The organism is Streptomyces sp. NPDC007189 (genome assembly GCF_040703635.1).
Taxonomy (GTDB): Bacteria; Actinomycetota; Actinomycetes; order Streptomycetales; family Streptomycetaceae; genus Streptomyces.
On record NZ_JBEYEY010000011.1, the window covers coordinates 112450 to 138147 of the forward strand.

24 protein-coding genes are annotated in these 25698 nt (G+C 71.1%); 4 read left to right on the forward strand and 20 right to left on the reverse strand.

Annotated features, from left to right (window positions below; translation table 11 throughout):
• Positions 1 to 3: 3 nt before the first annotated feature.
• Together AB0950_RS22730 and pyrR are read right to left on the reverse strand one after the other, a co-directional pair.
• Positions 4 to 990 (reverse strand): aspartate carbamoyltransferase catalytic subunit, encoded by a 987-nt coding sequence (locus tag AB0950_RS22730; protein ID WP_360157485.1) that lies wholly within the window; start codon positions 988 to 990, stop codon positions 4 to 6.
• Positions 991 to 1081: 91 nt separating this feature from the next.
• On the reverse strand, positions 1082 to 1660 hold the full coding sequence (gene pyrR, locus AB0950_RS22735) for a bifunctional pyr operon transcriptional regulator/uracil phosphoribosyltransferase PyrR (protein ID WP_360157482.1): 579 nt from the start codon (positions 1658 to 1660) through the stop codon (positions 1082 to 1084).
• A gap of 253 nt (positions 1661 to 1913) precedes the next feature.
• On the opposite strand from pyrR, the gene bldD reads away from it, so the two are divergent.
• Positions 1914 to 2417 carry a transcriptional regulator BldD gene (gene bldD, locus AB0950_RS22740; RefSeq protein WP_043498969.1) on the forward strand — a complete coding sequence of 168 codons (504 nt, stop codon included), beginning with the start codon at positions 1914 to 1916 and terminating at the stop codon, positions 2415 to 2417.
• Positions 2418 to 2570: 153 nt separating this feature from the next.
• Here the strand turns inward: bldD and nusB are convergent, their stop codons facing one another.
• The 13 genes from nusB to AB0950_RS22805 all read right to left on the reverse strand — a co-directional run bounded on the left by nusB (position 2571) and on the right by AB0950_RS22805 (position 15476).
• Complete coding sequence (gene nusB, locus AB0950_RS22745; protein WP_360157478.1) at positions 2571 to 3005, reverse strand: transcription antitermination factor NusB; 435 nt, start codon at positions 3003 to 3005, stop codon at positions 2571 to 2573.
• A gap of 2 nt (positions 3006 to 3007) precedes the next feature.
• Positions 3008 to 3574: an elongation factor P gene (efp, locus tag AB0950_RS22750; protein WP_070030057.1), complete on the reverse strand. Its 567-nt coding sequence runs from the start codon at positions 3572 to 3574 to the stop codon at positions 3008 to 3010.
• 60 nt (positions 3575 to 3634) lie between these two features.
• Positions 3635 to 4741 (reverse strand): aminopeptidase P family protein, encoded by a 1107-nt coding sequence (locus AB0950_RS22755; RefSeq protein WP_360157475.1) that lies wholly within the window; start codon positions 4739 to 4741, stop codon positions 3635 to 3637.
• Positions 4742 to 4889: 148 nt separating this feature from the next.
• Positions 4890 to 5777, reverse strand: a complete 888-nt coding sequence (locus AB0950_RS22760; RefSeq protein WP_360157472.1) for a Pro-rich N-terminal domain-containing protein — start codon at positions 5775 to 5777, stop codon at positions 4890 to 4892.
• A gap of 182 nt (positions 5778 to 5959) precedes the next feature.
• Positions 5960 to 7051: a 3-dehydroquinate synthase gene (gene aroB, locus AB0950_RS22765; RefSeq protein WP_366779305.1), complete on the reverse strand. Its 1092-nt coding sequence runs from the start codon at positions 7049 to 7051 to the stop codon at positions 5960 to 5962.
• Positions 7048 to 7530: a shikimate kinase gene (locus AB0950_RS22770; protein WP_360157744.1), complete on the reverse strand. Its 483-nt coding sequence runs from the start codon at positions 7528 to 7530 to the stop codon at positions 7048 to 7050. The genes aroB and AB0950_RS22770 overlap by 4 nt, the downstream gene beginning before the upstream one ends.
• A 32-nt stretch (positions 7531 to 7562) precedes the next feature.
• Complete coding sequence (gene aroC / locus AB0950_RS22775) at positions 7563 to 8747, reverse strand: chorismate synthase (protein WP_360157466.1); 1185 nt, start codon at positions 8745 to 8747, stop codon at positions 7563 to 7565.
• Between the two features lie 165 nt (positions 8748 to 8912).
• Positions 8913 to 9752, reverse strand: coding sequence for a shikimate dehydrogenase (locus AB0950_RS22780; protein ID WP_360157463.1), 840 nt, complete (start codon positions 9750 to 9752; stop codon positions 8913 to 8915).
• The gene (gene mltG, locus AB0950_RS22785; protein WP_366779306.1) at positions 9733 to 11382 is read right to left on the reverse strand and encodes an endolytic transglycosylase MltG; all 1650 of its coding nucleotides are present in this window, start codon (positions 11380 to 11382) and stop codon (positions 9733 to 9735) included. The genes AB0950_RS22780 and mltG overlap by 20 nt, the downstream gene beginning before the upstream one ends.
• A gap of 123 nt (positions 11383 to 11505) precedes the next feature.
• Complete coding sequence (gene ruvX, locus AB0950_RS22790) at positions 11506 to 11970, reverse strand: Holliday junction resolvase RuvX (RefSeq protein ID WP_360157459.1); 465 nt, start codon at positions 11968 to 11970, stop codon at positions 11506 to 11508.
• 26 nt (positions 11971 to 11996) lie between these two features.
• Positions 11997 to 14669 carry an alanine--tRNA ligase gene (gene alaS, locus AB0950_RS22795; RefSeq protein WP_366779307.1) on the reverse strand — a complete coding sequence of 891 codons (2673 nt, stop codon included), beginning with the start codon at positions 14667 to 14669 and terminating at the stop codon, positions 11997 to 11999.
• Positions 14669 to 15025, reverse strand: coding sequence for a hypothetical protein (locus AB0950_RS22800; RefSeq protein WP_360157453.1), 357 nt, complete (start codon positions 15023 to 15025; stop codon positions 14669 to 14671). The genes alaS and AB0950_RS22800 overlap by 1 nt, the downstream gene beginning before the upstream one ends.
• A 16-nt stretch (positions 15026 to 15041) precedes the next feature.
• Entirely contained in the window at positions 15042 to 15476 is a 435-nt protein-coding gene (locus AB0950_RS22805; protein ID WP_360157450.1) for a DUF948 domain-containing protein, read from the reverse strand.
• Between the two features lie 152 nt (positions 15477 to 15628).
• Here AB0950_RS22805 and AB0950_RS22810 point away from each other — a divergent pair, with 152 nt between their 5' ends.
• The gene (locus AB0950_RS22810) at positions 15629 to 17821 is read left to right on the forward strand and encodes a regulator (protein ID WP_366779308.1); all 2193 of its coding nucleotides are present in this window, start codon (positions 15629 to 15631) and stop codon (positions 17819 to 17821) included.
• A 113-nt stretch (positions 17822 to 17934) separates the two neighbouring features.
• On the opposite strand, the gene rpsD is transcribed toward AB0950_RS22810, so the two are convergent.
• The 5 genes from rpsD to AB0950_RS22835 form a co-directional block, all read right to left on the reverse strand.
• The gene (rpsD, locus tag AB0950_RS22815; protein WP_360157444.1) at positions 17935 to 18549 is read right to left on the reverse strand and encodes a 30S ribosomal protein S4; all 615 of its coding nucleotides are present in this window, start codon (positions 18547 to 18549) and stop codon (positions 17935 to 17937) included.
• Positions 18550 to 18853: 304 nt separating this feature from the next.
• Complete coding sequence (locus tag AB0950_RS22820) at positions 18854 to 20209, reverse strand: replication-associated recombination protein A (RefSeq protein ID WP_366779309.1); 1356 nt, start codon at positions 20207 to 20209, stop codon at positions 18854 to 18856.
• A 44-nt stretch (positions 20210 to 20253) separates the two neighbouring features.
• Positions 20254 to 20910, reverse strand: coding sequence for a vitamin K epoxide reductase family protein (locus AB0950_RS22825; protein ID WP_360157438.1), 657 nt, complete (start codon positions 20908 to 20910; stop codon positions 20254 to 20256).
• Positions 20911 to 21269: 359 nt separating this feature from the next.
• Complete coding sequence (gene hisS / locus AB0950_RS22830; RefSeq protein ID WP_360157436.1) at positions 21270 to 22532, reverse strand: histidine--tRNA ligase; 1263 nt, start codon at positions 22530 to 22532, stop codon at positions 21270 to 21272.
• 13 nt (positions 22533 to 22545) lie between these two features.
• A complete protein-coding gene (locus tag AB0950_RS22835; protein ID WP_361986889.1) occupies positions 22546 to 23259 on the reverse strand; it encodes an MBL fold metallo-hydrolase in 714 nt (237 codons plus the stop codon).
• A 180-nt stretch (positions 23260 to 23439) separates the two neighbouring features.
• Between AB0950_RS22835 and AB0950_RS22840 the strand changes: the two genes are divergently transcribed.
• Together AB0950_RS22840 and AB0950_RS22845 are read left to right on the forward strand one after the other, a co-directional pair.
• Positions 23440 to 24273, forward strand: coding sequence for a peptidylprolyl isomerase (locus AB0950_RS22840; protein ID WP_360157430.1), 834 nt, complete (start codon positions 23440 to 23442; stop codon positions 24271 to 24273).
• Between the two features lie 154 nt (positions 24274 to 24427).
• Positions 24428 to 25657: a DUF349 domain-containing protein gene (locus AB0950_RS22845; protein ID WP_360157427.1), complete on the forward strand. Its 1230-nt coding sequence runs from the start codon at positions 24428 to 24430 to the stop codon at positions 25655 to 25657.
• The last annotated feature ends 41 nt before the right edge of the window (positions 25658 to 25698 follow it).

Sequence of the window (25698 nt, forward strand, 5' to 3'; positions counted from 1 at the left end):
GGGTTACTTCTCCTCGGAACCGGTGGGGCGGGCGTGGGTGACGGCGGGCTCGTTGCCGCCGAGCAGCAGGTACAGGACGGCCATCCGGATGGAGACGCCGTTGGCGACCTGCTCGACGGCGGTGCAGCGGTCGGAGTCGGCGACCTCGGCGGTGATCTCCATGCCGCGGACCATCGGGCCGGGGTGCATCACGACGGCGTGTTCGGGCAGCTTGGCCATGCGGTCGCCGTCGAGGCCGTAGCGGCGGGAGTACTCGCGCTCGGTCGGGAAGAAGGCGGCGTTCATCCGCTCGCGCTGGACGCGGAGCATCATCACCGCGTCGCACTTGGGCAGCGTGCTGTCGAGGTCGTACGACACCTCGCACGGCCAGGTCTCGACGCCGACCGGCACCAGGGTGGGCGGGGCGACGAGGGTGACCTCGGCGCCGAGGGTGTGCAGCAGGTCGACGTTGGAGCGGGCGACCCGGCTGTGCAGGACGTCGCCGACGATGGTGATCCGGCGGCCGGACAGGTCCTGGCCGAGCCCGGCGTCCCGGCCGATGAGCCGGCGGCGCATGGTGAAGGCGTCCAGCAGGGCCTGGGTGGGGTGCTGGTGGGTGCCGTCGCCGGCGTTGATGACCACGGCGTCGATCCAGCCGGAGTTCGCCAGGCGGTACGGCGCTCCGGAGGCGCCGTGCCGGATGACGACGGCGTCGACGCCCATGGCCTCCAGCGTCTGGGCGGTGTCCTTCAGGGACTCGCCCTTGGAGACGCTGGAGCCCTTGGCGGAGAAGTTGATGACGTCGGCGGACAGGCGCTTCTCGGCGGCCTCGAAGGAGATCCGCGTGCGCGTGGAGTCCTCGAAGAAGAGGTTGACGATGGTGCGGCCGCGCAGGGTCGGCAGCTTCTTGATCGGCCGGTCGGCCACCCGGGCCATCTCCTCGGCGGTGTCGAGGATCAGGACGGCGTCGTCGCGGGTGAGGTCGGCGGCCGAGATGAGATGACGCTGCATCTGTCAGGCTCCGTAAGGCAGTTCATTCGGGAGATTCGGGGCAGACGGGCGCGCGCGTGGGTACGCCGAAGCGCACCCCGCGCCTGCCGTGCTACTGGTCGGCCTTCACACCGAGCAGCACGGTGTCGCGACCGTCCTCCTCGGCGAGCTGGACCTTGACCGTCTCCCGCAGCGACGTGGGGAGGTTCTTGCCGACGTAGTCGGCGCGGATGGGCAGTTCGCGATGGCCGCGGTCGACCAGGACCGCGAGCTGGACCGCACGGGGGCGCCCGATGTCGTTCAGGGCGTCGAGGGCGGCGCGGATGGTGCGGCCGGAGAACAGCACGTCGTCGACGAGGACGACCAGCTTGCCGTCGATGCCGTCACCGGGGATCTCGGTGCGGGCCAGCGCACGCGGCGGGTGCATGCGCAGGTCGTCGCGGTACATGGTGATGTCGAGGGAGCCGACCGGGATCTTGCGGTCGGTGATCTGCACCAGCTTGGCGGCGAGCCGCTGGGCGAGGAAGACACCCCGGGTGGGGATGCCGAGGAGCACCACGTCGTCGGCGCCCTTGGCGCGCTCGACGATCTCGTGGGCGATGCGGGTCAGCACCCGCGCGATGTCGGGGCCCTCGAGAACGGGCCGCGCATCGGACGCAGGCGGAGTCGCGTGCGAGTCGTGCTTGTCCATAGGAAAAGGACCTCCTTCTCCGCCTCACGGGACGGACCTTAAAGGACGCCTGATTTGCGCCATCCACCGTAGCAGGTCGTTCGGAGGGCCTCGGTCACCCCCCTGGCCCAACCGGTTGCCACTACCACGGAAGAGTCGGTGTGGACCATTCGGCTTGACGCAGAAGAATCACGCTGCGTAACCTCACAGTGAGTTACCAGCCGCGCGGCGGGAACCCATCCCAGTCGCGTCGACACAGTGTCCGGGGAGCTATATGTCCAGCGAATACGCCAAACAGCTCGGGGCCAAGCTCCGGGCCATCCGCACCCAGCAGGGCCTTTCCCTCCACGGTGTCGAGGAGAAGTCCCAGGGGCGCTGGAAGGCCGTGGTGGTCGGGTCCTACGAGCGTGGCGACCGTGCGGTGACCGTCCAGCGGCTCGCCGAGCTGGCCGATTTCTATGGCGTTCCGGTGCAGGAGCTGCTGCCGGGCACCACGCCGGGCGGCGCCGCCGAGCCGCCGCCGAAGCTGGTCCTGGACCTGGAGCGGCTGGCCACCGTGCCGGCCGAGAAGGCGGGACCCCTGCAGCGTTACGCGGCGACGATCCAGTCCCAGCGCGGCGACTACAACGGCAAGGTGCTCTCCATCCGCCAGGACGACCTGCGCACACTCGCCGTCATCTACGACCAGTCCCCCTCGGTCCTCACGGAGCAGCTGATCAGCTGGGGCGTGCTGGACGCGGACGCCCGCCGCGCGGTGGCCGCGCACGAGGAGAGCTGAGCCGCTCGACACCCGAGCAGAAACGTGCCGCCGGGGTGGCCGGAACTTTGCGGTTCCGGCCACCCCGGCGCCGTTCTCGCGGCCGGCGGCAGTACGCCTGAGGGCCCGCAGCACCGGCGTGCTGCGGGCCCTCAGACGATGTCGTACCGGCTTCTACGCCTGGTCCCGGCGCAGGGACGGCTTGAGTTCCTTCAGGCGGCCCAGCAGGCCGTTGACGAACGACGGCGACTCGTCGGTGGAGAACTCCTTCGCCAGCTGCACCATCTCGTCCAGCACGACGGCGTCCGGGGTCTCGTCCACCCAGATCAGCTCGTACGCGCCGAGCCGCAGGATGTTGCGGTCCACGACCGGCATCCGGTCCAGCGTCCAGCCGACCGCGTACTGGGCGATCAGCTCGTCGATGCGCTTCGCGTGCTCCGCGTAGCCCTCGACGAGCTGCATCGTGTACTCGCTGACCGGCGGCTGCCGGGTGTCGGACCTGGACAGCCGGATCCAGTCCGCGAGGACGGTCAGGACGTCGGCGTCGCGCTGGTCGCCCTCGAAGAGGATCTGGAAGGCGCGCTTGCGGGCCGTGTTGCGGGCAGCCACGGTTAGCTGTTCACCCGGCCGAGGTAGTCGCTGGTGCGGGTGTCGACCTTGATCTTCTCACCGGTGGTGATGAAGAGCGGGACCTGGATCTGGTGGCCGGTCTCCAGGGTGGCGGGCTTGGTGCCGCCGGTGGAGCGGTCGCCCTGGACGCCCGGCTCGGTCTCCTGGACGGTCAGCTCGACGGCGGCCGGCAGCTCGACGAAGAGCACCTCGCCCTCGTGCTGGGCGACGGTGGCCGTGAAGCCCTCGATGAGGAAGTTGGCGGCGTCGCCGACGGCCTTGCGGTCGACCATCAGCTGGTCGTAGGTCTCCATGTCCATGAAGACGAAGTAGTCGCCGTCCATGTACGAGAACTGCATGTCGCGCTTGTCGACAGTGGCCGTCTCGACCTTGACGCCGGCGTTGAAGGTCTTGTCGACCACCTTGCCGGACAGCACGTTCTTGAGCTTGGTGCGCACGAAGGCCGGGCCCTTGCCGGGCTTGACGTGCTGGAACTCGACGACGGACCAGAGCTGGCCGCCTTCGAGCTTGAGCACCATGCCGTTCTTGAGGTCGTTCGTGGAAGCCACGGTTGCGGAATCTCCTGGACTGACGTACGACCCCGGGGCAGGCGCCGCGGTGGGTTGCCGCTACAGCGCGAGCAGCTCCTTGGTCGTGATGGTGAGTAGCTCGGGTCCGCCGTCCGCCTCGGGGCGTACGACGAGCGTGTCATCGATCCGGACACCGCCCCGGCCCGGGAGGTGGACCCCCGGTTCGACGGTGACCGGCACGCAAGCGTCCAGTTTACCCATGGCCGCGGGGGCCAACTGCGGGTCCTCGTCGATTTCGAGTCCGACACCGTGTCCGGTCAGCGGTGGCAGGGCTTCCGCATAGCCCGCGGAGTCCAGCACCTGGCGGGCGGCGCGGTCCACGTCGCGGTAGGCGGCGCCGGGCGCCAGGGACTCGCGTCCGGCGCGCTGGGCGGAGAACACCAGGTCGTACAGCTCGACCTGCCAGTCCGCGGGCGAGGTGCCGATCACGAAGGTACGGCCGATCTCGCAGCGGTAGCCGCGGTAGGTCGCGCCCAGGCACACGGAGAGGAAGTCGCCCTCCTCCACCCGCCGGTCGGTGGGGCGGTGCCCGCGCCGGCCGGAGTTGGGCCCGGTGGCGACGGAGGTGGGGAAGGCCGGGCCGTCGGCGCCGTGGTCGACCAGGCGCCGCTCCAGCTCCAGCGCGAGGTGCCGTTCGGTGCGGCCGACCAGGATCGACTCCAGCAGCTCGCCGAGGGCCTGGTCGGCGATCTCGGCGCCGATCCGCAGGCAGGAGATCTCCTCCTCGTCCTTGACCACCCTGAGCTGCTCCACGGCCGCGCCGAGATCGGTGAGGCGGAGCGCCGGGACCGCCTCGGCGAGGGCTCTGTGGCGGGCCACGGTGAGGTGGTGTTCCTCGACGGCGAGGGAGTCGGCGTCCTGGCTCGCGGCATGGGCGGCGGCCTCGATGGCGGGGTCGCCGTTGTTCGCCGGCAGGACGTGCAGGCGCAGGTTCTCGTCGGGCCGGCCTTCGTACGGCCGGTCCTCGGGCGGACCGGTGCAGACCAGCAGGTCGTCGCGCTTGCCCACCAGCAGGGCGGCGCCGTGCGGGGCCGCGCCCGCGAGGTAGCGCACGTTGGCGGGGCGGGTGACGAGCGCTGCCGCGGTGCCGGCCGCGGTGAAGTGGTCTCTCAGCCGGGATCGGCGGGTCGCGTACACCTCTGACATGAGATGAGCGTAGGAGTTTTGTGCCGGTTATGCCGATTCGTGGGGGCCGAGTGGGGTTGCGGAGCAGGTGGGGGGCGGTGCCCGTGGATCACCGGACGCGGCGCGGAGGCGGTGCTCGGGCGTGCTGCGGCAGAGCGGCTCGCCCCGCTCACCAGCTCGGGGGGCTCGCTATGGCCCTCGCCAGGACCTCGTCCAGGACTCTCGCCGTGCCCGGGATGTCCAGCTGGGAGTTGTCGATGATCGGCAGGCCCGAGCCGTACCAGCCGGCCATGCGGCCGTGGATGCGGGCGACCTCCTCGTCGGTGAGGCGGCGGTTGCCGGTGCGTTCGGCGTTGCGCTCCAGGACGATGTCCAGGCCGGGCAGGAGGACGACGGGCAGCAGGCCGGGGCCCACATGGCGTTTCCAGCCGCCCAGGCCGACGACCGGGCGGTCGGGGAAGACGGCGTCGTCCAGGATGCAGGAGATCCCGTTGGCGAGGAAGTTGCGGGCGGCGAAGCCGCAGGTGCGGCGGGCCAGACGGTACTGGGCCTCGGAGTTGTCGTTCCAGCCGGACTGGGGGTCGGCGAAGCCGGAGCGGACCCATTCGCGGACGTCGTCCAGGCTGATGTGCGCGGTGGGCACCCGGCGGTGGTCCGCCCAGTACTTGGCGACGCTGGTCTTGCCGGCGCCGGCGGGGCCGATCAGCAGGACGGCCAGGGTGGTGGTCGTCGGGTCGGCGGCCGCGGCGGGCGCCGGGGGCGCCATGGGCACGCCGACCGGGCCGCCGGGCGGCAGCGGGACATGACCGGTGGTATCGGGAGCCGGCTGTCCGGCGGCGGGTTGCGGGGCCGGGGGCTGGGGCAGCGGCGGCTGCGGGGGCGTCGGCGGGACGGCGCCTGCCGGGGCCGGGAAGCCCGGCGGCGGGGGCACGGGGGCGGGCCCCTGGGGGGCTCCCGGGTGCGGGCCCGGGTGGTGTGCGGCCGGGGCCCAGCGGGCGTGCGGCCCCTGCCCCGGCTGGTGGGGCGGCGGCAGCGGAGACCCCACTGCGTGCTGCATCCGTGGCCACTCCGTCTCGTCGTCTACGGCTCGTTCGTGCTGGCAGCAGGGCCGGGCCCTGCTGCCTACCGAACGGTACCGTCCCCCGCCGTCGTCTGGTGAAACGGCCGGGGGCGGCCCGAAGTGCCCGTTCCGCAAAGGAAATCGGGGCCGCGAACCGGGCCGACGCAGCAGCCGGGGACTTACTGGCCCACTTCGCCGTACGCGGCGAGCAGCACGGCCGGGTCCGGCCCCTCCAGGACCGTCGGCTTGGCCAGGCCGTCGAGGACGATGAAGCGCAGCAGGTCGCCGCGGGACTTCTTGTCGATCTTCATCGCCTCCAGCAGCTTGGGCCACTGGTCGTAGCGGTAGTGCAGCGGCAGGCCGACGGCCTCCAGGACCGTGCGGTGGCGGTCCGCCGTCGCGTCGTCCAACCGGCCCGCCAGACGGCCCAGTTCGGCCGCGAAGTGCATGCCGACCGCGACGGCCGCGCCGTGCCGCCACTTGTAGCGCTCGTTCTTCTCGATGGCGTGGCCCAGCGTGTGGCCGTAGTTGAGGATCTCGCGCAGACCCGACTCCTTCAGGTCCGAGGAGACCACGTCCGCCTTCACCCGGATCGAGCGCTCGATCAGCTCGGCCGTGTGCGGGCCCGCCGGGATCCGCGCGGCCTCGGGGTCGGACTCGATCAGGTCGAGGATCACCGGGTCGGCGATGAAGCCGGCCTTGATGACCTCGGCGAGCCCGGAGACGTAGTCGTTGACCGGGAGGGAGTCCAGCGCGGCGAGGTCGCACAGGACGCCGGCCGGCGGGTGGAAGGCGCCGACGAGGTTCTTGCCCTCGGCGGTGTTGATGCCGGTCTTGCCGCCGACGGCCGCGTCCACCATGGCGAGGACGGTGGTGGGGATCGCGATCCAGCGCACCCCGCGCAGCCAGGTCGCGGCGACGAAACCGGCGAGGTCGGTGGTGGCCCCGCCGCCCACGCCGACGACGACGTCGGAGCGGGTGAAGCCCGACTGGCCCAGCGCCTTCCAGCAGTAGGCGGCGACCTCGGCGGTCTTGGCCTCCTCGGCGTTGGGCACCTGGATGGCGATCGCCTCGAAACCCTGCTCGGCCAGGTCCGCGCGGAGCGCGTCACCGGTCTCGGCCAGCGCCTCCGGGTGGAGCACCGCGACCCGCTTGGCCTTGCTGCCGATCAACCCGGCCAGCTCGCCGAGGAGTTGGCGTCCGACCAGCACCTCGTAGGGGTCGGTGCCCGCGGTGCCGGCGACCTGGATGCGGGTGACTGCCTCGCTCATGCTTCTTTCAACTCCAGTGCGTCCAGCGCTGCTTGGGTGACCTCTTCGGGGGTGCGGCCGTCCGTCGCGACGACGGCGGTGGCGACCTCCTCGTACAGGTGCCGCCGGGCCTCCATCAGCTCGCGCCACTGCTTGCGCGGGTTGACCGCGAGCAGCGGCCGGGCCACGTTGAGGCCGGTGCGCTTGACGGCCTCCTCCACGTCCATCGACAGGTAGACCACCCGGTGCCCGGCGAGCAGGGCTCGCGTGTCGGCGTCGAGGATCGCCCCGCCGCCGAGCGCGAGGACGCCCTCGTGCTCGGCGAGCGCGGTGTGCACGGCCCGCTTCTCGATGGCGCGGAAGGCGGGCTCCCCCTCGTCGACGAAGATCTCGGCGATGGTGCGGCCCTCGGCGGCGACGATGTCCTCGTCGGTGTCCCGGTAGCCGAGCCCGAGGCGCTCGGCGAGCAGCCGGCCGACGGTGGACTTGCCGACGCCCATCGGGCCGACGAGTACGACGGCGGGCACGGCGCTCACCGGATCCGCAGGTTGTCGAGGTACGACCGCACGTTGCGGCGGGTCTCGGCCACCGAGTCGCCGCCGAACTTCTCGGCGACCGCGTCCGCGAGGACCAGCGCGACCATCGCCTCGGCGACGATGCCGGCGGCCGGCACGGCGGAGACGTCGGAGCGCTGATGGTGGGCCTGGGTGGCCTCGCCGGTGGTGACGTCCACGGTGCGCAGCGCCCGGGGCACGGTGGCGATCGGCTTCATCGCGGCCCGCACCCGCAGCAGCTCACCGGTGCTCAGGCCGCCCTCGGTGCCGCCGGCGCGGCCGGAGACGCGCCTGATGCCCTCGGGGGTGTTCACGATCTCGTCGTGCGCCTTCGAGCCCGGCACCCGGGCCAGCTCGAAGCCGTCGCCGATCTCGACGCCCTTGATCGCCTGGATGCCCATGAGGGCGCCGGCCAGCCGGGCGTCCAGCTTGCGGTCCCAGTGCACGTGCGAGCCGAGGCCGACCGGGACGCCGTACGCCAGCACCTCGACCACGCCGCCGAGGGTGTCGCCGTCCTTGTGGGCCTGGTCGACCTCCGCGACCATCGCCTTCGAGGTGTCGGCGTCCAGGCAGCGCAGCGGGTCGGCGTCCAGCTTCTCGACGTCGGCCGGGGTGGGGTACACGCCCTGCGGGGCCTTCACCGAGCACAGCTCGACGACGTGGGAGACGATCTCGATGCCCGTGGTCTCCTTCAGGTAGGAGCGGGCGACCGCGCCGAGGGCCACCCGGGCCGCGGTCTCCCGGGCGGAGGCGCGCTCCAGGACCGGGCGGGCCTCGTCGAAGCCGTACTTCTGCATGCCGGCGAGGTCGGCGTGGCCGGGGCGCGGGCGGGTCAGCGGGGCGTTGCGGGCGAGCCCGGCGAGGATCTCCGGATCCACCGGGTCGGCCGCCATGACCTGCTCCCACTTGGGCCACTCGGTGTTGCCCACCATGATCGCGACCGGGGAGCCGAGGGTGAGGCCGTGCCGGACGCCGCCCAGGAAGGTGATCTCGTCCTGCTCGAACTTCATCCGCGCACCGCGGCCGTAGCCGAGCCGCCGCCGCGCCAGGTGGTCCGCCACCATCTCCGTGGTGATCGGCACGCCGGCGGGCAGCCCCTCCAGCGTCGCGACAAGTGCCGGACCGTGGGACTCCCCCGCGGTCAGCCAACGCAGCCTGCTCAACGGTGCTCCTCCGTGTTCGCGCCCGGTACTGCCCGGCGTACGCGCGTCCTCGCGTACGGCGACGGCGCGACCGGGTGCGCGACCCCGGCCCGCCACCTTCCGATCCTCCCACGTCCGGGGCCGGAAACCGGCCACAGGTCCACAAGGCGGACGCGCGGGCGGCGGTCAGCGGGCGGCGAGCGCCTTCTCGCCGGCGCGGCGCATGGCGTCCAGGGGGGCCGGACAGCGGCCGGTCATCCGCTCGACCTGGAGCACGGCCTGGTGGACCAGCAGGTCGAGGCCGCTGACCACGGCTCCGCCGAACATGGACCAGCGGGCCGCCAGCTCGGTGGGCCAGGGTTCGTAGAGCACGTCGAAGAGGGCGGCGGGCCGCTCGGGCACGGCGGCGGCGAGGGCGTCGGTGGTGCCGGCGGGCGTGGTGGCGATCACCAGCGGGGCGCGCAGCGCCTGCTCGGCGTCGGCCCAGTCGGCCGTACGGACGTCCACGTCGAGGCGTTCGCCCCAGCGGCGCATCTCGGCGGCGCGGGCCTCGCTGCGGACGTAGGCGACGACCTCGCCGGTGCAGATCCTCGAGAGGGCGGCGAGCGCGGAGGAGGCGGTGGCGCCGGCGCCGAGGATCGCGGCGGAGTCGATCTGCTCGATGCCGTGCTCGCGCAACGCGGCCACCATGCCCGGGATGTCGGTGTTGTCGCCGAGCCGGCGGCCGTCCTCGGTGAAGACGACGGTGTTGACCGCGTCGACGGAGGCGGCCGTCTCGCTGATCTCGTCCAGCAGCGGGATGACCGCCCGCTTCAGCGGCATGGTCAGCGACAGCCCCGCCCACTCGGGCCCCAGCTCCTCCAGGAAGCCGGGCAGCCCGGCCTCGTCCACCTCGAAGCGGTCGTACGACCAGCCGGTGAGCCCCAGTTCGTCGTACGCGGCCCGGTGCAGCACCGGGGAGAGGGAGTGGGCGATGGGCTTGCCGAGTACGGCGGCCCGGCGGGCGTCAGTTGCCCGAGCTGGCATCGAACTTTTCCTTGAGTTGCTTGAATTCGGCGTAGGTCTTGGCGAATTCGGTGTTGTTCACGCCGTCGGTCGCCACGAAATAGATCCAGCCGTCGTGGGTCGGATTCAGTGCCGCCTTGAGCGCGTCCTCGCCGGGGTTGCCGATCGGACCGGGCGGGAGTCCCTTGTACTTGTAGGTGTTGTACGGGCTGGTGTTGCTCTGGATCTCCTTGAGGGAGATCCGGATATTGCTGGTGCCCTGTATGTAGTTGTAGGTCGAGTCGAACTGCAGCAGCTGGTTCGTCTCGGTGTTGGTGGGCTTGAGGCGGTTGTAGACGACCTCGGCCATCTTGCGGAAGTCGTCATGCGTCTTGCCCTCCGCCTGCACCAGGCTCGCGACCGTGACCAGCTGGAACGCGTTCTTCAGGCCCAGGGACCGGGCCTTCGCCGTAAGGCCGTAGGCGTCGTACTTGGACGTGGCCTGGGCGACCATCTGCTTGAGGAGGGTGTCCGGCTTCATGCCCTTGGCGGCCGGGTAGCTGCCCGGGAAGAGGAAGCCTTCGAGCGGGTCCTTCATCTCGCCGCTCTTCTGCGCCCAGGCGGGCATGCCGAGGTTGTCGTATTCCTCCTCGGCGACCTTCCGGGTGGTACCCGCGGAGAGTGCGAGTTTCTTGTCGATGTCCTCGTAGACATGCGCGTTGCGTTCGCCCGGTTTCACGATGACATAGCGCTGGCTCTTCGGATCGAGCATCATCCTGACGGCGCTGGCGGCGGACATCTGCTTCTTCAGCAGATAGGCGCCGGCCTGGATTCCGTTGCCGCCCGGGATGTCGCTCTGCGCGTGCACGAAGGCCTCGGCGCTCTTGACGACCCCGGCCTGCTTCAGGCGGTTGCCGATGTCCCAGCCGCCCGCGCCCTTGGGGATCTCGACGCTCACGGTCTGGTCGATGCCGTCGCCCGTGTAGTCGGGAGCCGGGGCGAAACGGTTCTGGTAGAACTTGTAGCCGAAGTAGCCGACCGTGCCGATGCCGCCGCCGAGGACCAGGACGACGACCAGGCAGGCGACGCCGTTGCGGCCTTTCCGGCCCTTCTTGCCTGGTTTGTTTCCCTTGAGGCGCCGCTCGCGGCGGCTCTGGACCTCGTGTCCCTCGTCGTCCTCGTCGTCGCCGCCTCCCGCGAAGAAGGCGTGGTCCTCCTCCTCGGGCGGAGCCTCGTGCTCCGGTTCCGCCTCGGGATGCCCGTGGCCGGGCGGCTGCGGCGGAGGGTAGGAGTCCTCGGCGCCGTAGTAGTCGGGCTGCCGGCCGTAGGGGTCACCGGGGTCGGCGCCGTACGGCATCTGGCCGTGGCCGCCGGACGCGTCCCAGCCGCCCTGCTCCGGGTACGGCTGCTGGGCGTGGCCGGGGTACTGCTGCTGATGGCCCTGTTCGTCGTAGTACGGGTACTGCTCGTGCCCGTAGCCGGGCTGGGGCTGCTGGTTCCAGTCGTCGTACTGCGGGTGCTGCGGCTGCTGCGGGTAGTACTGCTGCGGCTGGCCGCCGTAGGCAGGCTGATGGCCGTCGGGGGCCTGCTGCCCTTCCCATCCGCCGTCCCCGTACAACGGGTCCTGCGGATGCCACGGTTGGGGGCCTGGGCCCCGGCCATACTCAGTCATCGATCCCCTAGAGCCGCGAGGCCGACCGGTCACGTGGCCGGCCGGCCCGCTTCCGTTCCGCCTCTTGCTGTGCGCCCGCTGTTCGAACACCGGCACATCGCGCGGAACGTTACCGTATCGCGATCAGGTGACCACTTCGACGCCCTCGCCGGGTGCTTTACCTGACGCGCGTTCGGATTCCAGGGCCTGTTGGAGGATGATGACCGCCGCCGCCTGGTCGATGACCGCGCGGCCCTTCTTCGATTTCACGCCCGAGGCGCGCAGTCCCTGACTGGCGGTGACCGTCGTCATCCGCTCGTCGACCAGCCGCACCGGCACCGGCTTGACGCCCTTGGCCAGTTCCTGGGCGAAGGCGCGGACCTTGACGGCGGCCGGGCCCTCGCCCCCCTTGAGGGAGCGAGGGAGTCCGACGACGACCTCGATCGGCTCGTACTCCTCCACCAGTTGCCGCAGCCGGCGGTGGGCGGCTGGGATGTCCCGGCCCGGGACCGTCTCCACCGGGGTGGCGAGGATCCCGTCGGGGTCGCACGAGGCGACCCCGATCCGGGCGTCCCCGACGTCGATCGCGAGCCGACGCCCTCTGCGCATGTCCGACCGTTTCCTTACGTGCCCGTTTACTTGGCGGTGTCGGCGACCAGGCGCTCGACGGCGTCCACGGCCTCGCCGACGGCGGACGGGTTCTGGCCGCCGCCCTGGGCCACGTCCGGCTTGCCGCCACCGCCGCCGCCGAGGGTCTTGGCGGCGGCGCGGACCAGGTCACCGGCCTTGAGACCGCGCTCGCGGGCGGCCTCGTTGGTGGCGATGACGGTCAGCGGCTTGCCGTTGTTGACCGTGAAGAGAGCGACCACGGCGGCCCGTCCGCCCTGGATCCGGCCGCGCACGTCGAGGACCAGCTTGCGCAGGTCGTCCGGCGTGGTGCCGTCCGGCACCTGGCCGGTGACCACGGCCACGCCTCGCACGTCCTTGGCGGACTCGGCGAGACCGGCGGCGGCCTGGAGCACCTTCTCGGCGCGGAACTTCTCGATCTCCTTCTCGGCGTCCTTCAGCTTGCCGAGCATCGAGGAGACCTTCTCCGGCAGCTCCTCCGGGCGGCCCTTGAGCAGCTCGGTCAGCTGGTTGACCACCGTGTGCTCGCGGGCGAGGAAGTGGTAGGCGTCGACGCCGACCAGGGCCTCGATACGGCGCACACCCGAGCCGATGGAGGACTCGCCGAGCAGCTTCACCAGGCCCAGCTGGGCGGTGTTGTGCACGTGCGTGCCGCCGCACAGCTCCTTGGAGAAGTCGCCGATGGTGACCACGCGGACGCGCTCGCCGTACTTCTCGCCGAACTCGGCGATGGCGCCCTGCTTCTTGGCCTCGTCGATGCCCATGATGTCGGCGCGGACGTCGAGGTCGCGGGCGAGCACCTCGTTGATCTTCTGCTCGACGTCGGTCATCACGGCCGTCGGCACGGCGGACGGGGAGCCGAAGTCGAAGCGGAAGCGGCCGGGCTGGTTCTCGGAACCGGCCTGGGCGGCCGTCGGGCCGAGGGCGTCGCGCAGGGCCTGGTGGGTCAGGTGGGTGGCCGAGTGGGCGCGGGCGATGGCCTTGCGGCGGCGCGAGTCGATCGAGGCGTGGGCCTTGGCGCCGACGGTCACCTCGCCGACCTGGACGACGCCCTTGTGGACGTACACGCCCGGCACCGGCTTCTGGCAGTCGCGGACCTCGATCACGGCGCCGGAGTCGACCTTGATCCGGCCGGTGTCGCCGATCTGGCCGCCGCCCTCGGCGTAGAACGGGGTGCGGTCGAGGACGACCTCGACCTCGTCGCCCTCGGTGGCGGCCGGCGAGGAGACGCCGTCCACCAGGAGGCCGACGATCGTGGACTCGCCCTCGGTGTCGGTGTAGCCGATGAAGTCGGTCGCGCCGGCGGTGTCGGCGATCTCGCGGTAGGCGCCCATGTCGGCGTGGCCGGTCTTCTTGGCCTGGGCGTCGGCCTTGGCGCGCTCCCGCTGCTCCTTCATCAGGCGGCGGAAGCCCTCCTCGTCCACGGACAGGCCCTGCTCGGCGGCCATCTCGAGGGTGAGGTCGATCGGGAAGCCCCAGGTGTCGTGGAGCAGGAAGGCCTTGTCGCCGGACAGGACCGTGCCGCCGGACTGCTTGGTCTCGGTGACGGCGGTGTCGAGGATGTTGGTGCCGGCCTTCAGCGTCTTGAGGAAGGCGTTCTCCTCGGCGAGGGCGACCTTCTCGATGCGCTCGCGGTCGGTGATCAGCTCGGGGTACTGCTGGCCCATCATGCCGATCACGGTGTGGATGAGGTCCTTGACGACCGGACCGGTGGCGCCGAGCAGCCGCATGTTGCGGATGGCGCGGCGCATGATGCGGCGCAGGACGTAGCCGCGGCCCTCGTTGCCGGGGGTGACGCCGTCGCCGATGAGCATCGTGGCGGTGCGCATGTGGTCGGTGACCACGCGCAGGGACACGTCCGAGTCGTGGGCGTCGCCGTAGCGGACGCCGGTCAGCTCGGTGGCCTTGTCGATGACGGCCATGGAGGTGTCGATCTCGTACATGTTCTGCACGCCCTGCAGAATCATGGCGAGCCGCTCGAGGCCGAGACCGGTGTCGATGTTCTTGCTCGGCAGGTCCCCGAGGATCTCGAAGTTGTCCTTGCCGGTGCCCTCGCCGCGCTCGTACTGCATGAAGACGAGGTTCCAGATCTCCACGTACCGCTCGTCGTTGACGGCGGGGCCGCCCTCGGCGCCGAACTCGGGGCCGCGGTCGTAGTTGATCTCGGAGCAGGGGCCGCACGGGCCGGGGACGCCCATGGACCAGAAGTTGTCCTTCATGCCCAGGCGCTGGATGCGCTCCATGGGCACGCCGACGACCTCGTGCCAGATGCGCTCGGCCTCGTCGTCGTCCTTGTAGACGGTGATCCACAGGCGCTCGGGGTCGAGGCCGTAACCGCCCTTGTCCTGGGGGCTGGTGAGCAGCTCCCAGGCGAGCTTGATGGCGCCTTCCTTGAAGTAGTCGCCGAAGGAGAAGTTGCCGCACATCTGGAAGAACGTGCCGTGCCGCGTGGTCTTGCCGACCTCTTCGATGTCGGGCGTGCGCACGCACTTCTGCACGCTGGTGGCGCGCGGGAACGGCGGCTTGACCTCACCCAGGAAGTAAGGCTTGAAGGGCACCATGCCGGCGGGGACGAGGAGCAGAGTCGGGTCGTCCGCGATGAGCGACGCCGAAGGGACGACGGTGTGCCCGCGCTCCTCGAAGAAGCTCAGCCAGCGGCGGCGAATCTCGGCCGACTCCATCAGTGGTCCTCATTCCGGTTGTACGAGTGCATCGGGGCTTCGATGTACTTCGGTGTGCTGCGGTTGTCGCTGTCGTTCTCGATGGCGGTGTAGCGGCGGGGCGAGGGCAGCTCGGGGTTCGCGTGGATCCCCAGGGCCTCCTCCAGCTCGGCCTCCCGCTGGGCCATGTTGTCGCGGACGTCGAGCGCGAAGCCCACCGCGCGGTCCTTGAGCCGCTGACCGGTCTCCAGGGCCTTGTTCGCCGCGGTCGCGGCGAGGCTCTCCGGGGTCAGCTGCCTCAGCTTGCGGTTGACCTTGGTGGTGGCCCACACACCGGCGGCGACACCGGTGCTGAACCAGAACGTACGGCGGAACATCGCTCGGTCTCAGTCCTTACTTCCGCTTGCGTCGCGCGGCAGGGACCGTCCGGCCCACGATCACGGTACGCCGGGGCGCCTTCGCGGGCACGTCCTCCTTGCGGCCGCCGAGCGCCCGGCGGACGCCGTAGCCGAAGGCCGCGACCTTGACCAGCGGGCCGCCGAAGGTGGAGGCGACCGTGGTCGACAGCGCGGAGGCGTTGGACGTGACCTCCTGGACGTCCGAGGCGATCGCGTCGACGCGGTCGATCTGGGTCTGCGCGGATCGCACCGCCTGGGAGGCGTCGGCGAGCAGCGGGACGGCCTGGTCGGTCACGTCCGCCACCAGCTTGGTGGTCGCCCTGAGCGTCTGGGCCAGCCTCGCGAGAGCCACCGCGAGGAAGGAGACCAGGATCGCCCAGAAGACGGCCACCAGGATCCCGGCCACCTCTCCACCGGACACTGTGCGCACCCGCTCCCTGAAACGTGCCTCACCATCGAAAAAGTCGAGTCCGAGCCTATCGCGCCGGGGCCTGGGCTCCGTACCGGATTACCGGGTGGCGGGGACGGAGTTGCAGGAAGCGATTGTACGCGGTGCACACGGTTCAGTACGCTCCGTGTCCCATGCAAGGACCTCAGCGCCCACACCCCCTCTCCGACGGCGATCCGCCCCTGGAACTGACCACCTTCGTCGGGCGCTCGGCCGAGCTGGCCGGACTGACGGACGCGCTCGCCGGAGCGCGGCTGGTCACGGTGACCGGGGTCGGCGGGATCGGCAAGTCCCGGCTGGCCGCGCAGGTCACCGCCGGGTGGAAGTCCGTCTCCGGGCGGGTGGTGCTGGCCCCGGTGCGCGACCCGCAGTTCGTGGAGTACGCGGTGGTGGAGGCGCTGGGGCTGACCGACCACACCTCCCGGTCGCCCCGGCAGACGCTGCTGGAGCATCTGGCCGGCCGGCCGGTCCTGCTGGTGCTGGACGGGTTCGAGCATCTGGCGGACGCCTGCGCCGAGTTGGCGGCGGAGCTGCTGCGGAAGCTGCCGGACCTGCGCGTGCTGGGCGTGGGCCGGCGTCCGCTGGGGCTGGCGGGCGAGCGGCTGTTCCCGCTGGCGCCGCTCGGCGAGGACGACGCGGTGCGGCTGTTCACGGACCGGGCCCGGGAGCAGGGCCTGGAGGTGGCCGACGGCCCGGCGGTGCGGAAGCTGTGCCGGCGTCTGGAGGGGATCCCGCTGGCGCTGGAGCTTGCGGCCGGGCGGCTGCGGGCCCTGTCCCCGGCGCAGCTGCTGCAGCGGCTGGACGACCGGTTCCGGTTGCTGACGGCGGGCTCCGGACCGCAGTCCGTGCCCGGCGGGCCTCCGGCGCGCCATCAGACGCTGCGCACGGCGATCGGCTGGAGCCATGAGCTGTGCACGCCGGCCGAGCGGCTGCTGTGGGCGCGTCTTTCAGTGTTCGCGCAGACCTTCGACCTGGAGGCGGCCGAGTACGTGTGCAGCGGGGACGGGCTGCCCGCCGAGGACGTCCTGGACGTGCTGTCGGAGCTGGTGTGCCAGTCCGTGGTGACCCGGGAGGAGAGCCCGGCCGGGCCCCGCTACCGGATGCTGGACACGGTCCGGGCCTACGGCGCCGAGTGGCTGGAGGCGATCGGGGACGCGGGCCGGCTGCGCAGACGGCACCGGGACTGGTACCTGGGCCTGGCGACCTGGTGCGAGCTGGACTGGTTCTCGCCCCGGCAGGGCGAGGTCGCCGCGCGGATCGAGGCGGAGCTGCCCAATCTGCGGGACGCGCTCGAGTTCTGTCTGACCGAGCCGGAGGAGGCCCATCTCGGGCAGTACCTGGCGGGGTCGCTGTGGTTCTGCTGGGCCGGCTGCGGACGGCTCGCGGAGGGCCGCCGCTGGCTGACGCGCAGCGTGGAGCTGGAGTCGGGGTACGAGCAGTCACGGCTGAAGGCGCTGTGGGTGCTCGGGTACGTGGCGATCCTCCAGGGCGACACCGTGCTCGCGCTGACGGCACTGCGGGAGTGCCGGGAGCAGGCCGAGCGGGTCGCGGACGCCACGGCGGTGGCGTACGCCGAGCACCGCACCGGCTGTCTGGCTCTGGTCACCGACGACATGGCCCGCGCGGAGACGCTGCTGCGGTCGGCGCTCGCGCGCTATCACGAGATCGGCGAGCTCAACAGCAATGTGCTGATGGGCCAGGTGGAGCTGGCGATGGCACGGGCCTTCCAGGGCGACCTCGCGGACGCGGTCCGGTTGTGCGAGGACGTGCGCCGGGTGTGCGAGGACCACGGGGAGCGCTGGGCCCGCTCGTACGCGCTGTACGTGCTGGCGTACGCGGCCTGGCAGGACGGCGCGCAGGACAGGGCGCGGGAACTGCTCGCGGAGTGCCTGCGCAACGCCCACGCCTTCCACGACCTGCTCGGCTCGGTGCTGGCGCTGGAGCTGCTGGCGCTGGTGACGGCGGCTCAGGGCGAGCCGGCCGAGGCGGCGCGGCTCCAGGGCGCGGCGGGCCGGATGTGGCCGTCGGTGGGGCTGCCGCTGTTCGGCTCGGCGTACTACAACGCCCCGCACGAACGCTGCGAGGCGCTCTCACGGCAAGCGCTGGGGGACGCGCGGTACGAGGAGTGCGTACGGGAAGGGGCCCTGCTGGAGCGCGCGGAGGCCGTGGCCCGTGCGCTGCAGCGGGGTGCGGTACGGCCGTTGGGGGCGCTGCCGTCCCCGCGGGGAGCGGCGCCGTCGGACAGGGCGCCCCGAAGGGACGCGGGGCCGCGGCGCGATACGGCTCCGCCGCGCGGCGCGCCCAGTCCCCACCGGCCCGCACCCTGAGAACGACCGTCCTGCCCACGGCGGACGCCGGGGTCCGCCCTATGCGAACCCGCCGCCTCCCACGCCCGGAGGGCGGGGAGACGGCGGGCGGAAGTATTACGCGGTCGCCTGGGTCAGCGGGCGTAGTACTCGACGACGAGCTGCTCGTCGCAGATCACCGGGATCTCCTTGCGGTTCGGCTCGCGGTCCAGGCGGAACGCCAGGGCCTTGAGGTTCACCTGCAGGTAGCGCGGGGTCTCACCCTCGGGGGCGAAGCCACCCTCGCGGGCGATCTGGAAGAGCGTCTTGTCCTTGGAGCGGTCGCGGACCTGAACGACGTCGTCCGGACGGACACGGAAGGACGGCTTGTCGACCTTCTGGCCGTTGACCTGGATGTGGCCGTGGACGACCATCTGCCGGGCCTGGTAGATGGTGCGGGCGATGCCCGAACGCAGCACCAGGGCGTCGAGACGGCGCTCGAGCTCCACGATCAGGGCCTCACCGGTCTTGCCCTGCACCTTGGAGGCACGCTCGTAGGCGCGGACGAGCTGGCGCTCGGAGAGGTCGTACTGCGCGCGCAGACGCTGCTTCTCCAGCAGACGGACCTTGTAGTCCGAGTTCTGCTTGCGGCCGCGGCCGTGCTCACCCGGCGGGTAGGGGCGGGCCTCGAAGTACTTGACGGCCTTCGGGGTCAGCGCGATGCCGAGGGCACGCGACTTCTTGACCTTCGGGCGGGACTGGTTCGCCACTGTCTCAATCTCTTTCGTAGTGTTCGGCTCGTCAGTGTTGAGGGAGGTCGCATCCGCAGCCGGGGAAACCCGCCGGGTCCGCTCGGACCTGCCGGGCAGCCGCTCCCCTGGTCTGGGCACATACGTGCAGCACGCGAGTGGCCCACCGACCGTCCCGGGACTCCGAGTGGTGGTGGGCTGCCCGCGACACCGTTCGACGGTGCGCGACGCTCCTGGAACCGCGCGTCCTCACGGCCGCGGTTCCGGCTGGGTGTCCCGCTCTGACTGCACGGGACTCAGCACTTCGGGCAAGTCTACAGGGCGCTCAGGACCGCCTGCGACCGAGGTGCTTGCGGGTCCATTCCACCGCGTCCGCGTACCGCGCCTCGGTGCCGTGCCGGCGCGGGGTGTAGTACTCGCGGTCCTTCAGGGCGTCCGGAGCGTACTGCTGCTCGGCGATTCCCTCGGGCAGGTCGTGCGGGTAGACGTAGCCCTGCGCGTGGCCGAGTTTGGCCGCGCCCTTGTAGTGCCCGTCGCGCAGATGGGGCGGCACCGGGCCGGCCAGGCCCTTGCGTACGTCCTCCATGGCGGCGCCGATCGCCATCGTCGCCGAGTTCGACTTCGGGGCGAGCGCGAGGGCGATGGTCACGTGGCTGAGGGTGAGGGCCGCCTCGGGGAAGCCGATCATGGCGACGGCCTGGGCGGCGGCGACCGCGAGGGGCAGCGCGTGCGGGTCGGCCAGGCCGATGTCCTCGCTGGCGGAGATCATCAGGCGCCGGGCGATGAAGCGGGGGTCCTCGCCGGCCTCGATCATGCGGGCCAGATAGTGCAGGGCCGCGTCCACGTCGGAGCCCCGGATGGACTTGATCAGGGCGTTGGCGACGTCGTAGTGCTGGTCGCCGTCGCGGTCGTACTTCACCGCCGCCCGGTCGACCGTCTGCTCCAGCGTCTCCAGGCTGATCTCGCTCTCGCCCTGGTCCAGGGCGGCTCCCGCGGCGGCCTCCAGGGCGGTCAGGGCCCGGCGGGCGTCGCCGCCGGCGATGCGCAGGAGGTGCTCCTCGGTGTCCGCGGGCAGTCCGACGGCGCTCTTCAGGCCGCGCTCGTCGGTCAGGGCGCGCCTGAGCAGGCCGCGGATGTCGTCGTCGGTGAGGGGTTCGAGGGTGAGCAGGAGCGAGCGGGACAGCAGCGGGGAGATCACCGAGAAGTACGGGTTCTCGGTGGTGGCCGCGATCAGGGTGACCCAGCGGTTCTCCACCGCGGGGAGCAGGGAGTCCTGCTGGGCCTTGCTGAAACGGTGGATCTCGTCCAGGAAGAGGACGGTCTCCTTGCCGAAGCCGCCGGTGGCGCGGCGGGCGCCGTCGATGACCGCGCGGACCTCCTTGACGCCGGCGGTGATCGCGGACAGCTCCACGAACCGCTTGTTCGTCGCCTTGGAGACCACGTACGCCAGCGTGGTCTTGCCGGTGCCGGGCGGGCCCCAGAGGATCACCGAGGAGGGGCCGGCCGGGCCGCCGGAGCCCTCGCCGACCAGCCGGCGCAGCGGGGAGCCGGGTCCCAGGAGATGCCGCTGGCCCACCACCTCGTCCAGCGTGCGCGGGCGCATCCGCACCGCCAGGGGGCTCGCGGCCGGGTCCTTCTCCTGGCGTTCTTCTGCTGCGGCGGTGAACAGGTCGGGTTCCACGCTGAAACCCTAAATCACGGCACTGACAACGCCGCGCGGCCCGGTCAGGCCCAGAGCTGGCTGCCCCACCGGGTCAGGATCAGCATGGCGATGATGCCGCAGTGCGTGACCGGCACCACCCAGGTGAACTCGCCGAAGAACGACTTCAGCCAGCGCGGTGCGGGCAGGAAGTCGTTGCGGACGTTGAACGAGGTGACGTACCAGAACATGGTGATCGTGGCGACCCAGGCCAGCGAGCACCACAGGCACAGCGCGTTGATCCGGTACAGGGACTGGAACTGCAGCCAGGTGCAGAACGCGACGCCGAACAGCGTGCCGAAGTTGAAGGTCAGCCAGTACCAGCGCGGAAAGCGGACGCGGGCGAGCAGGCTCATGCCGACGCAGATCACGATGCCGTAGCAGACCAGGCCGAGCCAGGGGTTCGGGAAGCCGAACGCCGCCGCCTGCTTGCTCTCCATGACGCTGCCGCAGGACACGATCGGGTTGACGCTGCACCCCGGCGTGAACGTCTTCCCGGCGAGCTTCGCCTCGAGGATCTTGTTCTTGTCGAGCGTGATGACCCAGGCGGCCAGCAGCCCGGCCGCTCCGGTGATCACGAGCAGCAGGGCGAGGGCACGGCTGCCGCCCACCGTGCGCGGGCCGTCGGCGGCACGCTCGGGACCCGACTCCGTGGAGACGTCGTTGACTGTCGTCTTGCTCATCACGCCGATTCCGTCACTTGAGAGCTGGACCATCTTCGGGCACGGCTCATTGTGCCGCACGCATGTGTATGTGCACCGTTCGGAGCACATAAGGAGGTACGCACGGCGGCCACGGAGCGTTCGGTTCCGGCCGCTGATCGACGGGGATACCGGCACGCATGAACGAACACGCGGCGGATGTGCGGGGCCGCGCGAGCCGTACGGGGACGTCACCGGCGTCCGTCCTCGGCACGGACTCGGCGACGGCCACGCGCGCGTGGAGATCCCGTGGGGGAAACGTCCGGCAGGAGGAACCGACGCCCGCGCAGTTGACGGGCGCCGAGGGCGCCGGGTCCCCGGCGCCCTCTCGTAGCGCTCGACTAGCCGAGCCGGGACTCCAGTTCCGCCACGATCTCGTTCACGCCGATCGCCGTCTGCTCGCCGGAGTCCATGTCCTTGAGCTGGACGACGCCCTCGGCGAGGTCGCGCTCGCCGGCCACGATCGTGTACCGGGCGCCGCTGCGGTTGGCGTTCTTCATGGCGCCCTTCAGGCCCTTGCCGCCGTAGCTGAAGTCCGCCGCGATGCCGACCTTGCGCAGCTCGGTGACCTTGGCGAACAGCACGCGGCGGGCCTCCTCGCCGAGCGGGACCGCGTAGACCGACGTGGTGGACGGCAGGTCCAGTTCCACGCCCTCCGCCTCCAGGGCGAGGACCGTGCGGTCGACGCCGAGGGCCCAGCCGACCGACGGCAGCGCGGGGCCGCCGATCATCTCGGACAGGCCGTCGTAGCGGCCGCCGCCGCCGACCGCGGACTGCGAGCCCAGTCCGTCGTGCACGAACTCGAAGGTGGTGCGGGTGTAGTAGTCCAGGCCGCGCACCAGCTTCGGGTCGTCCTCGAAGGCCACGCCCGCCGCGGTGATCAGCTCGCGGACCTCCTCGTGGTACGCCTTGCAGGCGTCGCACAGGTAGTCGCGCAGCAGCGGGGCGCCGGTGAGCTGCTTCTGCACCGACTCGCGCTTGTCGTCCAGTACCCGCAGGGGGTTGATGTCGACGCGGCGCCGGGTGTCCTCGTCCAGGTCCAGGCCGCGCAGGAAGTCCTGCAGCGCGCTCCGGTACACCGGGCGGCACTCCTTGTCGCCCAGGCTGTTCAGCAGGATCCGGAACCGGCTCAGTCCCAGCGAGCGGTACGCCTGGTCGGCCAGGATGATCAGCTCGGCGTCCAGCGCCGGGTCCTCCGCGCCGATCGCCTCGGCGCCGACCTGGGAGAAGTGCCGGTAGCGGCCCTTCTGCGGCTTCTCGTAGCGGTAGTACGAGCCCGAATACCACAGCTTGACCGGGAGGTTGCCCGCCTTGTGCAGGTTGGCCTCCAGGGCCGCGCGCAGGACGGAGGCGGTGCCCTCGGGGCGCAGGGCGAGCTTGTCGCCGCCCTTGGTCTCGAAGGCGTACATCTCCTTGGTCACGATGTCGGTGGACTCGCCGACCCCGCGCGCGAACAGCTCGACGTTCTCGAAGCCGGGCGTCTCGATGTAGCCGTAGCCGGAGTTGCGCAGCGGAGCGGCGATCGCCTCGCGGACCGCCAGGTACGTGGCCGAGTCCGGCGGGATCAGGTCATAGGTGCCCTTGGGGGCCTGGAAGGTACTCACGAAAGCTCTCTCGTCACATTCCTCGTCGGGGAGCGGTGCTCGCGTCCGCTCCCTGGCCGGCCGCCACCTGCCGCAGATAGGGGTTGGTGGCGCGCTCCTGGCCGATGGTCGTCTGGGGGCCGTGACCGGACAGCACCACGGTGGAGTCGTCGAGCGGCAGGCACACGCGCGCCAGCGACTCGAGCATGTCCGCCATGGATCCGCCCGGCAGATCGGTGCGTCCGATGGAGCCGGCGAACAGCAGATCCCCGGAGAAGAACACCGACGGGATGTCGGCGGTCTCGGGCATCCGGAAGGTCACCGACCCCTTGGTATGGCCCGGGGCGTGCGCGACGGAGAACTCCAGGCCGGCCAGGTCGAGGGTGGTGCCGTTCGCCAGCTCGCGGACGTCGTCCGGCTCCCCCACGGTCAGCTCGCCCATCAGCGGCATGCCGATGGACCGGCCGAGCGCCTTCTCGGGGTCGCTCATCATGTACCGGTCCTCGGGGTGGATCCAGGCCGGCACGTCGTGCGCGCCGCACACCGGGACGACCGAGGCCACGTGATCGATGTGCCCGTGGGTGAGGACGACGGCGACGGGCTTGAGCCGATGCTTCTTCAGTGCTTCCTCGACGCCTTCGGCGGCCTGGTGGCCGGGGTCGATGATCACGCACTCCTCACCGGCGGCGGGGGCGACGAGATAACAGTTCGTCCCCCAGGCCCCGGCGGGGAACCCGGCAATGAGCACGATCGTCCTTCGTTGTGTCGATACGGGTGACCACAAGCTGTGGTCCAGAGCCTACCGGCGCTGCCGTTTCCTCAGCGAACCCATATACGGTACGGGGCTACACACAGCGGTCGGCTCACGAGCACGCAGGCGTACCGGTCGGCACACGACACGCATCGACAAGCACGAGGAGAGAACCCGGTGGTCAGCCAGGAGCAGCGGCGGCGTCAGCTCGCCCGGGAGAAGTTCTTGCGGCAGCAGCAGCGGCGCACTCAGGCGCGCCGCAAGGCCCGCGTGCGCAACTCCGTGATCGCGTCGGTACTGGGCATCGTCGTCATCGGAAGTGTCGTGCTGTACACGACCGATGTGCTCAAGGGCGGCGACGACAAAAAGACCGACACCGCCGCGGACGTCAAACCCAGCGCCTCCCCGACCAGCAAGGCCCCGGACCCGTGCGCGAAGCCGGCGGCCGGCTCGGCGAAGAAGCTGAGCTGGAAGAAGGAGCCGGCGATGACGATCGACACGTCGGCGAAGTACACGATGAAGCTCGCCACGACGTGCGGTGACATCGACATCGCGCTGAAGACGGCGGCGGCCCCGCACACGGTGAACTCGTTCAACTTCCTGGCGGGCCAGGGCTTCTTCGACCACACCAAGTGCCACCGCCTGACCACGGACGGGATCTTCGTGCTGCAGTGCGGGGACCCGCAGGGCACCGGCATGGGCGGGCCGGGCTACACGCTCCCGGACGAGAACCTGAAGGACAAGAGCCTGAAGGGCAACACCTACCCGGCGGGCACGGTGGCGATGGCCAACACCGGCCAGAAGCACACCGGCGGCAGCCAGTTCTTCCTGGTCTACAAGAACAGCCCGCTGCCGCCCAGCTACACGCCGTTCGGCACGGTGTCGCCGGCCGGCATGAAGGTGCTCCAGAAGATCGCCGCCGCCGGCGCCCAGCCGGCCGATCCGACCTCCGGCAACACCGCTCCCAACGCGACCGTGGTGATCAACAAGGCGACGGTGACGAAGTCCTGACGGCAATGTCGGTCAAGGACGGCCAACTGCGGAATTTCGGTCGCGCTGGATGCGGACAGGCAACCCGCTGGTCGCCTATGTTGGCCGTGACGAAACTGTGGACGATGCCCCGGGGCGCTGAGGCCCTGCGCAGGCATCATGTGGAGGAGGCGCTGTGAGCAGCGACCCGTGGGGCCGCGTCGACGAGACGGGGACCGTGTACGTGCGTACGGCCGACGGCGAGAAGGTCGTCGGCTCCTGGGCGGCCGGCTCCCCCGAGGAGGCGCTGGCCTACTTCGAGCGCAAGTACGAGGGCCTGGTTGTCGAGATCGGCCTCCTCGAGAAGCGAGTGCGGACCACCGACCTGTCGTCGAAGGACGCCATGGCCGCGATCGGCCACCTGCGCGAGCAGGTGGACGCGCACCACGCGGTCGGCGACCTGGACGCGCTGCGGGCGCGGCTGGACAAGCTGGTGGAGACCGTCGAGAAGCGCCGCGAGGAGCGCAAGGCGCAGCGGGCCAGGCAGTCCGACGAGGCCCGCAAGGCCAAGGAGGACCTGGTCGCCGAGGCCGAGCAGCTGGCGCAGTCCGACCAGTGGCGGGCCGCCGGTGAGCGGCTGCGGGCGCTGGTGGACACCTGGAAGGGTCTGCCGCGTCTGGACCGCAAGTCCGACGACGAGCTCTGGCACCGTTTCTCGCACGCCCGGTCGGCGTTCTCCAAGCGGCGCAAGGCGCACTTCGCGCAGCTGGACGCGCAGCGCGAGGAGGCCCGCCGGACGAAGGAGCGGCTGGTCGCGGAGGCCGAGGCGCTGTCCGGTTCGACGGACTGGGGTCCGACGGCGGCCCGCTACCGCGAGCTGATGGCGCAGTGGAAGGCCGCCGGCCGCGCCCAGCGCGAGCACGAGGACGATCTGTGGAACCGCTTCCGCGGCGCTCAGGACGTGTTCTTCGCGGCCCGCAGCTCGGTGTTCGCCGAGCGGGACGCGGAGCAGTCGGAGAACCTGAAGCTGAAGGAGGAGCTGGCCGAGGAGGCCGAGAAACTTCTGCCGATCGGCGACCTGAAGGCCGCTCGGGCCGCCTTCCGCTCGATCAACGAGCGCTGGGAGGCCATCGGCCATGTGCCGCGCGACGCGCGTCCCAAGGTCGAGGGCCGGATGCACGCGGTCGAGCGGGCGCTCCAGGAGGCCGAGGAGGCCGAGTGGCGCCGCACGAACCCGGAGGCACGCGCGCGTGCCGAGGGGCTGACCGGTCAGCTGCAGGCCGCCGTCGACAAGCTGACGGCGCAGATCGAGCAGGCTCGCGGCCAGGGCAACAACGCCAGGGCCGAGAAGCTGGAGCGTGAGCTGGAGGGCCGCCAGGCGCTGCTGGACCAGGCTCTGAAGGGCCTGCAGGAGTTCGGCGGCTGATCCCCCGCCCCACAGGCGAAAGGCCCCGTAGGCGCGTACGG

What these genes read in the sequence shown, in the direction of transcription:
- ruvX (WP_360157459.1), bottom strand. Translation starts at nt 11,970, where the DNA reads ATGCGCAGAGGGCGTCGGCTCGCGATCGACGTCGGGGACGCCCGGATC.
- AB0950_RS22770 (WP_360157744.1), bottom strand. Translation starts at nt 7,530, where the DNA reads ATGGGCGTCGGCAAGTCCACCGTCGGCCGGCTGCTCGCCGAGCGCCTC.
- AB0950_RS22730 (WP_360157485.1), bottom strand. Translation starts at nt 990, where the DNA reads ATGCAGCGTCATCTCATCTCGGCCGCCGACCTCACCCGCGACGACGCC.
- AB0950_RS22800 (WP_360157453.1), bottom strand. Translation starts at nt 15,025, where the DNA reads ATGTTCCGCCGTACGTTCTGGTTCAGCACCGGTGTCGCCGCCGGTGTG.
- pyrR (WP_360157482.1), bottom strand. Translation starts at nt 1,660, where the DNA reads ATGGACAAGCACGACTCGCACGCGACTCCGCCTGCGTCCGATGCGCGG.
- AB0950_RS22810 (WP_366779308.1), top strand. Translation starts at nt 15,629, where the DNA reads ATGCAAGGACCTCAGCGCCCACACCCCCTCTCCGACGGCGATCCGCCC.
- bldD (WP_043498969.1), top strand. Translation starts at nt 1,914, where the DNA reads ATGTCCAGCGAATACGCCAAACAGCTCGGGGCCAAGCTCCGGGCCATC.
- aroB (WP_366779305.1), bottom strand. Translation starts at nt 7,051, where the DNA reads ATGAGCGAGGCAGTCACCCGCATCCAGGTCGCCGGCACCGCGGGCACC.
- AB0950_RS22780 (WP_360157463.1), bottom strand. Translation starts at nt 9,752, where the DNA reads ATGCCAGCTCGGGCAACTGACGCCCGCCGGGCCGCCGTACTCGGCAAG.
- alaS (WP_366779307.1), bottom strand. Translation starts at nt 14,669, where the DNA reads ATGGAGTCGGCCGAGATTCGCCGCCGCTGGCTGAGCTTCTTCGAGGAG.
- mltG (WP_366779306.1), bottom strand. Translation starts at nt 11,382, where the DNA reads ATGACTGAGTATGGCCGGGGCCCAGGCCCCCAACCGTGGCATCCGCAG.
- AB0950_RS22825 (WP_360157438.1), bottom strand. Translation starts at nt 20,910, where the DNA reads ATGAGCAAGACGACAGTCAACGACGTCTCCACGGAGTCGGGTCCCGAG.
- AB0950_RS22760 (WP_360157472.1), bottom strand. Translation starts at nt 5,777, where the DNA reads ATGCAGCACGCAGTGGGGTCTCCGCTGCCGCCGCCCCACCAGCCGGGG.
- AB0950_RS22755 (WP_360157475.1), bottom strand. Translation starts at nt 4,741, where the DNA reads ATGTCAGAGGTGTACGCGACCCGCCGATCCCGGCTGAGAGACCACTTC.